General features: G+C 71.7%; 1 protein-coding gene. It reads left to right on the top strand.

The features are described from left to right. Positions 1 to 652, top strand: a 652-nt coding sequence (locus AC5RUJ_RS17845) for a helix-turn-helix transcriptional regulator (RefSeq protein ID WP_494156464.1), incomplete at its 5' end; no start/stop codon positions are given. Positions 653 to 672 lie beyond the last annotated feature (20 nt).

The following is a 672-nucleotide window of genomic DNA, read 5'->3' as shown; positions in this document are numbered from 1 at the left end:
GGCCGGCGTCGGCGAGGCGTCGCTCCGGGCGCTGACCAAGCTGGAGCAGGTGCTGCCGGCGCGGCTCCGGCCCAAGTTTTCCACGCTGAAGAACGCCGTGGTCACCCTGGCCGGCCCCACCGCGGCCGTTGACCCCGAGGTGCTGACCGGGATCTCCACCGCCATCGCCGAACGGCGCGTGGTCGGCTTCCGCTACGCCAAGGCGGACGGTGAGTCCGGCCGCCGCCTGGCCGAACCGTACCGGCTGGTGGACACCGGCCGGCGCTGGTACCTGGTGGCCTACGATACCGGCCGGCAGGACTGGCGCACCTTCCGGGTGGACCGGTTCGAATCGGTTCCCACGGCGCGTGAACGCTTTGCCCCGCGGCAGTTGCCGCAGCCGGACCTGGCCGCCTACGTCCAGCAGTCGATCACCAGGTCCCCGTACCGGTTCGACGTGGTGGTCCGGATCGACGCTCCCCTGCAGGCCGTCGCCGAGCGGATCCCGCCGAACATCGCCGCCCTGTCCGACGACGGCGGGGCCACCGTGCTGCGGGCCGGCTACGATTCGCTGGACTACCCCCTGGTGGAGCTGGCCGCCACCGGCTTTGCGTTTGAAATTTTGGAGCCGGCGGAATTCCGGCAGCGCGCCGCGGATTGCGCCCCGGCGTGACCCGCAGGAAGCGCGAATTC

This window comes from Arthrobacter sp. Y3223164 (assembly GCF_059091005.1).
Note: the sequence above shows the minus strand (reverse complement) of the source record. Positions and strands in the feature narration are given on the sequence as shown.